The organism is Coleofasciculus sp. (assembly GCF_046565525.1).
In the GTDB taxonomy this organism is placed as follows: Bacteria; Cyanobacteriota; Cyanobacteriia; order Cyanobacteriales; family Coleofasciculaceae; genus Coleofasciculus.
The window spans coordinates 44,025-51,513 of sequence record NZ_JBKHUP010000060.1; the positions used below are offsets into that span (position 1 = coordinate 44,025).

At 44.5% G+C, this 7,489-nt stretch carries 6 protein-coding genes; all 6 read right to left on the reverse strand.

Going from position 1 to position 7,489, the window contains the following annotated elements; genetic code table 11:
• Positions 1-4 precede the first annotated feature (4 nt).
• The gene (locus ACLGGO_RS21045) at positions 5-1,588 is read right to left on the reverse strand and encodes a DUF3084 domain-containing protein (RefSeq protein ID WP_446338698.1); all 1,584 of its coding nucleotides are present in this window, start codon (positions 1,586-1,588) and stop codon (positions 5-7) included.
• A gap of 49 nt (positions 1,589-1,637) precedes the next feature.
• A complete protein-coding gene (locus ACLGGO_RS21050; protein ID WP_446420776.1) occupies positions 1,638-2,231 on the reverse strand; it encodes an HNH endonuclease in 594 nt (197 codons plus the stop codon).
• 248 nt (positions 2,232-2,479) lie between these two features.
• A complete protein-coding gene (locus ACLGGO_RS21055; RefSeq protein WP_446420777.1) occupies positions 2,480-3,772 on the reverse strand; it encodes an AAA family ATPase in 1,293 nt (430 codons plus the stop codon).
• Positions 3,773-3,928: 156 nt separating this feature from the next.
• Positions 3,929-4,867: a type II secretion system F family protein gene (locus ACLGGO_RS21060; protein WP_446420778.1), complete on the reverse strand. Its 939-nt coding sequence runs from the start codon at positions 4,865-4,867 to the stop codon at positions 3,929-3,931.
• Between the two features lie 119 nt (positions 4,868-4,986).
• The gene (locus ACLGGO_RS21065; protein WP_446420779.1) at positions 4,987-6,015 is read right to left on the reverse strand and encodes an L-histidine N(alpha)-methyltransferase; all 1,029 of its coding nucleotides are present in this window, start codon (positions 6,013-6,015) and stop codon (positions 4,987-4,989) included.
• A gap of 335 nt (positions 6,016-6,350) precedes the next feature.
• On the reverse strand, positions 6,351-7,489 hold a 1,139-nt coding region (locus tag ACLGGO_RS21070), incomplete at its 5' end, for a tetratricopeptide repeat protein (protein ID WP_446420780.1).

Consider the following 7,489-nt stretch of genomic DNA (forward strand, 5'->3'; position numbering starts at 1 on the left):
GAACTTAAGTGCTAAACAGGATCTGTCCATTCTGAATCGCGACTAACTGCATTTTCAACGGTCCTGCTGTAGAGGTTTGGTCTTGGGCAATAGCTCTCACCGCCAGAGGTTGCTCAGATTCCCCCAACTGTTCAATAAAGCGAATCAGGGTAGAAGGATCACCATCTGCAACTTGAATCGGACCGAGGACTCCAGCCCGACGGGCGCGAAACTGAGAGGCGGCGAGTAATTGGTCAATGCGCTGTTGCACCGCTTTATTCGTCAGGGTTGAAGCATCGACAGAAATTGCGGCTAACACCTCCCCTGGTTCAAACACCACTTGATTGAGCGCTGCATCAGCAAAGGCTTGAATGGGTTTTTCCCCAACCACATAGTTTCCAGCGGAGAGAATTCGCACCACATAGTCTTCACCATCTTGAATTTGCTCGATTAACTGTTCAGCTTGGGCTTGAGTAATTTGAATCAGGGGTTCGTTTGGTTCCTCAGATCCCGGCAAAATAATGTCAGTGGCGGTTCGATTGGCTTCCCGCAGGAGTTGATCAACCGCCTCAGATGCGGCTGAGGGTTCAACAATACGCACCACGCCAAATGCCAGCACTTGACCACGCAAAATTGCCACATTGCCCTGACGTAGGGCTTGATAGTTCTGATAATACTGCTCCAGAATATCAACTCGCCCTTCTAAAAACGCCAGTTGTTGTTCTTGATCTTGTAGTTGTTGGTTGCGTTGGGCGATGAGGAGTTCCCGTTGGGCAAGTTCCTGTTCCAGTTGAGCCAAGCGAACTTCCCGTTGTGCGATCGCCTCTTGGAGTTCGGCTTGCAGTTCTTGAAGACGGGCTTCCCGTTGTGCGATCGCCTCTTGGAGACGAGCTTGTCGTTCAGCAATGGTTTCAATAACTTTATCTTTTTGGGCGAGTTCCTTCTCTTTTTCTGTCAGTTGTTGATTTCTCTGCTGGAGTTGCTGGTTTTTTAGCGTCAGTTGTTGATTTCTCTGCTGGAGTTGCTGGTTTTTTAGCGCCAGTTGCTGGCTAGTTTCCTCCAGTTCCTGATCCCGTTGAGCCACTAACTCTTTAAGCTGACTAATTTCTGCATTAAGTTGATTTCGTTGCTCAATTAACTGCTGACGTTCAGCCAAGAGCGACTGAATTTCTGAACGTAGATTATTTGCCTGTTTCGAGATATCTCGCAGTTGAGCTTGAGCCTGCTGAAAATTGCTGTTGAGTTCATTCAGACGCTGTTGCACTTTGGCTTGCTCGGCTCTGGTTTGAGCGAGTTCGTTCTCTACTTGCTGTTTCTGGGCATTTAGAGTTTCCACATCCCGACGCGCATGTCTAAGTTGTCGCAGGATGTTATCCAGTTGAAAGACCCCTTCCCGCAGGGATTCACTCAAACCGAATAGAATACCCAAAGTTGAGGCAGAAATCAAACATCCGGTCATAATCGTGACCACCGTCGCCGTTTTGCGAGGACGTAAGTTAAATAAACTCAGCCGCGCTTTGCCGACTTTCGTACCAATGCGATCGCCTAAGGTGGCGAGGACTCCTCCCAACAGTAATATTGCCACGATCAGGATGTAAGCGCTGGTCATCACGGTGCTACGTCTGTCCAGATACAGCCTATCTCATGGCTGAGGCGGATTATACTTTTTTTTTGGTTGATGGTTCATTGGGATTGGAGAAATTATTCCTCATCTCCCCTGCACCCCTGCACCCCTGCACCTCTGCACCTCTGCACCCCCGCCCCCCCGCATCTTTGCTCAGATTGTGCATAAGGTATTCTTCCTTTCGCGGATCGATAAGTACTGGCTCTCCCTGTTCTGGCTCAACCATGGGTTCGCCCCGTCTTAGCGCAACTTCCTTAACTTGACCCGTTGTATCAGAGAAAACAGCGTACTTATTATTTTTGCCGCCATTACATTGACCGCAAGCATATAAATAATTTTCCCAGACAAAAACGGCTTCAGGATATAGATCCTTGGGTTTAATATGCTCCACTTCATCAGCGACAGAATCTTCACAGTAACCACAGCGACGAGCGGCACAGCACATTTGGGTTAAAGTTTGACGCACTTTGCGAAAGGTAGGATTTGTTAGTTTGTTACGTCTGGCAAATGCTTTTTTTCCCCGATCAACTCTTTCGGCGTAATCTTTTAGACCGTTAATTTCATTTTGCCAGGTATTTAATTGATTTTGAGCATTTTTAGGTAAATTTCGATGGGGGAGCCGTATCATTCTTGACTTATACTATTTTGTTACACTTAGGATTAGAGCGCGGGTTTTATGGGCGCACGTCGGTGTGCCACGCCGATATAATGGGAAAATTTTCTCATAATCTGTTCCGCATTTAAACCTTAATATCAATAATGGCGAAATCATTGTATGTAGTGCGAGCATCTTGCTCGCTGCTAATACCCAATTTAAATGAATGAAAGCTTCTCAATTAAATTTCAGGGATATTGTTTAATCCCATGAGCATCTCATTAGCCGACTTTATGGGGTGAAGTTGGCATCATTACCCGCAGTTTTTCTTGCTCATTTCGCTCATCTTCACTCAGTTCTTCGTGTAGTTCTTTCCGATTCAATTCAGCTAACCGTTGTAACCGCTTTTTTGATTCGTCTGATCGGGTCACATCTGCACCAAATGCTTCTGTCCCATAAGCATCTAAGACATTACCATAAAGTAAGCGATCTAAATCTTTCCCCCTTACCATACCCCCTGATTCATTACTACCTGGTTTAGGTAAACGCCAGACTGTTCCCACGGTTGCGGCTTGGCAAATTAGAGGACTATGGGTTGTGACAATAAATTGAAGATTGGGAAAATGTTCTCGAAACCAAATCCCGATTCGCCGTTGCCAGGTAGGATGAAGGTGAGCATCAATTTCATCGATGAGGACAACACCAGGAGGAATAATTTTTGTTTTGTCATTGGGATCAAAAATAGATTTATAGCCATAAACTCTAGTAAGTTGGCGAATCAGTTCAAAGGTTAGGCTTAAAATTGAGCGATACCCATCACTCAGTTCCTCAACTGGCAATCGACAACCATTGCCATCAACAAATTCAACACCTTTAGAGGAAACCTGTTCCAGACGCGCTTGATGCGGCAGAAATTCACTTTGATTGACAAACTCTTTCACTGAATCAATCAGGTTTCCTTCTGGATCACCTTCGAGTTTCTTGAATTGTAACTCTTGCAGCCACTGTAAACATTCAGTTAGAGCCACATCTTCACCAAACAACGATAAGTGTGCTGCTAATTTAGGATTAGAGTAGAAAAGCTTATCATAATCTTTATCCCCACCCCTGAAGCGTCGAAAGGGCCCAAACCCAGCCGAAAACCAGCAAGCTCTTTTTCCCCATAAACCTCGTCTAGGATTATACCCGTCTACTTCTGGAGCGTCTATTTTGACATCATTTTTGCTCTTGATAAATTGAAGCAAAACAGGAAAACCGTGGAATCCAATCGATTTATACCCTCCAGGTATTTTGTCAAAACGGCTATCATACAATAAATGGACATAAATTTCTCCAGGATTTTCATTGTCTCCATAGTCTTCATTTTTGTTTAACCACTCATTCCAATTTAGCCGAAGCGCAATAGCATTACTTGGACCAAACAAAGCTAATGCAATAGCACGTAAGAAAGTTGACTTACCTGAACCATTGTCGCCAATAACTACATGCCACCCCGCACAATGTTCTAAACTTATCTTCCAATATAAATTTTTAATTGAGCGGATATTAATCATTCCAATTTCATTAATATACATAATCCCTTCATTTAATTTATTGTCGGATAGGTATCCTTCCCACCGAAGCCAATGGTGCAAGAACTGAGATCTACAGTAGCTTATGCGATCGCGCCTTTCCACCAATCCCCCGAAACCCTCTGCGTACCTCTGCGCTTCCCTCTGCGTACCTCTGCGTTAATCCGGTAATGAATCCAGCAACACAGATATCCCTCGCACACCCACCACCGCCACCAAACTTCCCATCACCACCAGGCTTAAAAGTCGTAAACTAACTTGTAGCGATCGCAGTCGTTGTTCCAACTCGCTGTCATAGTGTTGGGCTAAGGTTTCCAGCGTCTGATCTAAGGTTCCGCTTTCTTCCCCGGTGCTAATCATCTGTAGCGCTGTAGGGGGTAATTTACCCTGGAGACTCTGACTCAAAGGTTGACCCATGCGGACGCGCCGCGTAGCCCAGGAGAGTTTGGCTTTCATTACCGTATCTGGGATATGCTCTCGCAGTAAATCCAAGGCGGTGAGGAGAGATACCCCACAACTTAACGGTAATCGTAACTTAGCTAGATAGAGGAGCGATCGCGCCTGCACAATTTTGCCGAAAATAGGTAGCCGCCTCACCAGTTGCAGCCACAAGGGACTAGAAAAGCGAGATACCAGGACGATCATCACCCATAATAGCAGCGCGATCGCTAACCCTCTTAACCAGAATTCTGGTTTAATAATTCCGGTTGGATTGGGGTTAAAAATAGCCGCCGTTAACACCAAAAATCCCCAAATTGTCGCCATAGCTGAACGTTTTACCGACCCATATAATCCTTCTTGTCTCCCTTGCGTTTCAGCGTCTTGGGCGAGCATTTGACAGGTTTGGGGGAGAGAACCGCTATATTCAGCTAAACGGATTAAGCTAATCGTCCAACGGTTAAAATAACCGCGTTCACAGGTTAAGGCGGTGGCGAAATCTTGACCCGAACCTACGGCGAGACTGACTTTTTGTAAATAGCGTTTAACCGCTGGGTTTAAATCATTTCCCACTATGGTTAAGCTTTGCTGTAGATTTATACCAGAATTGAGTAATTTAGCCAGTTGGTAGAAAAATTTAGCATTTTGGCGATTTTTCATTCGTTTTTTGTCCTTCGTTATTCTTCCTTGGTCATTTGTCCCTATCCAGATTTATTTCTCTCTTTATAATCTAGTCCGTGCAGGTAGACTTTTTTTGTGTAGCTGTGACTTCCAGGGAGCTATTGCTCATTTTCACAAATTACCATAATATTCGATAAATATTGGTCAGTCTTGCAGTGAACAAGTCGGAGTCCAGCCTGTTCTATTTCTTGCACCAGTTCAGAAATTTCAAACTTATGCTGTCTCCAAATCGTAATCTCTTCCCCTTCAGCCATTTCAATACTCCTATCCCCTCCCATTAACCGGAAATTTATCCGATAGTTCTGACGAAATTTAATCGTCGCCACAATACTATCGGTTTTATGCTCATACTTTCGCACCAGTTCACAATCTTCAGCTTGAATACCCATCGCAGTTTTCACCCAAGCATAGACTTGATCCACATGATACTTTAACCCCCCTCTGACTGTTCCATCCCATTGCGAGTTAGAACCAATTTCGTTGGTGAATACCAGGACATCATGCTTGCCCATGCTATCTCTAAAATTTTTCAGGACTTCCGTTCTATTGTAATGATTGCCCATAGTTACGCCTAAATGTAATATAATTTGGGCGGTGTCGTCAGTTTTTAGATTAATCTGATGGTTTGACAAGGTTTGGGACAATGAATTATTTTCTATATCAATCGTGTCGCCAATAAACTCAATGTTAGGAAACCATTTTTTAATATTTTGCTGGGATACCTTGAGTAAGTCTTCGCTAATGTCTAAGGCGATATATCGATTGATTCTGCCCAAGCGATTCAGCCGACGGATAAAATCTTTAACGGGATAGGAATTACCCGCGCCGACATCGATAAGATTAACGGTGTTGACGGCTTTAATTTTGCGGGTGATGACTTCAAAATTAGCTCTTAACAGGTCAATTTCCCGATTAGCGGGTCGATACCAGCGCGGACGCAAATAGTTGAGATAAAATTTATCCCAGATAGTTGCGCCTTGACCTTTGTAGGAATATTTTAAGCCTATTTCCCGTCGGGTGGCTAATGTTTGAATAATATCTAAGATTTCGGTGTCTGAGAAAATTGAGTAAAATTCAGCACTAGGCTGGGCTGTATGAAGGATAGGATTTTGCTGAGATTTAGACATTGATGTTTTTCTAATAATAGTTATTCAAACTCTATTTAGATAATAAGATAATAGGGCATGGCAATGTTCCCTACCCAAGAAACCCCCTTTTTGCCCCGGCGACTAGAAGTCGCAGCTACACAAACAAAGTCCGCCTGCGCGGACTGGATTATAAAGGGGGTGGCTAACCCGGATTTGGTATGATTTGGTAGGGGCACGATACTATCGTGACCTGATCGAGTTGTAGGTTGGGTTGACCTAGAAAACCCAACAAAATTAAGTGATAAAGCCCTTACTACTAATTCAATTGGGGGTTGGCGATGGGACGTTTATGGCGAAGACAGCGCAACTACAAACTAAATTCGCTGGTGAATTTCCTCTAGGAGTTGCTGTGCGGCGGCTTGCAGTTTACCACGATTATACGCTTGGAATGTTTCCAGGGCGGCGCGGGTGAGGATTTCCCCTTGGTTCAGGGGTTCCAAAATATGCGATGTTTCGTCTCTATATTCGGTGCATCCTGTCCATTTTATCGCGTCAATTCGTAAGTAAGCGCGGGCGATATCCAGGGTTTCTTCTGCACTATCAATCGTTTGTCCGAGTTGACGGAAGTGGGTTAAGCCGATGGCGTAGTTTGTTTGAAATTGGCTGATTTGTTCTGATAAGTTAGAATCGTCCGCCGGGAGTTGATGGAAGCGTTCAGCGTAGACGAGGGCGAGGGCGGTGTAATCATACCCCAGGTTCTTTTTGTAGTCGTTTTTGGTATTAATTTGTATGGCTTGGCGGATGTTTTCTTCCGCTTGGCTGAGGAGGGTGAGGGCTGCGGTTGTGTCAGGAGTATTTTGGGCGAGGAGGCGTTGGGTTTTGCCAATGTGTCTGTAACTTCTAGCTATGCGTTCATTGTGACCGATTTGCTGGTATAAATCACGGCTTTGGTTGTGATGTGCGATCGCGTCCTCATATTTGCCCCAATCCTGATATATTCTACCCAACTGATAGTAGGCTAAAGCGATTCTGCTTTGGTCATCTAGCTGCTGGCGAATCGCTAAATCCTTTTGTTCACACTCTATGGCTTTTTCATACTGTCCCCAGTCTCGATAGCAATCAGCTAGCCAGTACCACATATCAGCGATATCCTTATGTTTGTCTAATTGCTCCAAGAGTTCAATGCTTTGTTGGTGATGTGCGATCGCGTCATCATATTTGCCCCATTCCTGATAGATTCTACCCAATTGATAGTAGGCATTAGCGATATGGAGTTGGTCATCTAGCTGCTGGCAAATCGCTAAACACTTTTGTTGACACTCTATTGCTTTCTCATACTGTCCCCAGTTTCGATAGCAATCACCTAGCCAGTACCACTGATTAGCGACATTCTGCTGTTTGTCTAATTGCTCATAGAGTTCAATGCTTTGTTGGTAATGTGCGATCGCATCGTCATATTTGCCCCATTCCTGGTAGATTCTACCCAATTGATAGTAGGCATCAGCGATATTGA

Bases quoted from the DNA above. Each gene is read 5' to 3' on its own strand.
- ACLGGO_RS21045 (WP_446338698.1), bottom strand. From the start codon at position 1,588: ATGACCAGCGCTTACATCCTGATCGTGGCAATATTACTGTTGGGAGGA.
- ACLGGO_RS21065 (WP_446420779.1), bottom strand. From the start codon at position 6,015: ATGTCTAAATCTCAGCAAAATCCTATCCTTCATACAGCCCAGCCTAGT.
- ACLGGO_RS21050 (WP_446420776.1), bottom strand. From the start codon at position 2,231: ATGATACGGCTCCCCCATCGAAATTTACCTAAAAATGCTCAAAATCAA.
- ACLGGO_RS21060 (WP_446420778.1), bottom strand. From the start codon at position 4,867: ATGAAAAATCGCCAAAATGCTAAATTTTTCTACCAACTGGCTAAATTA.
- ACLGGO_RS21055 (WP_446420777.1), bottom strand. From the start codon at position 3,772: ATGTATATTAATGAAATTGGAATGATTAATATCCGCTCAATTAAAAAT.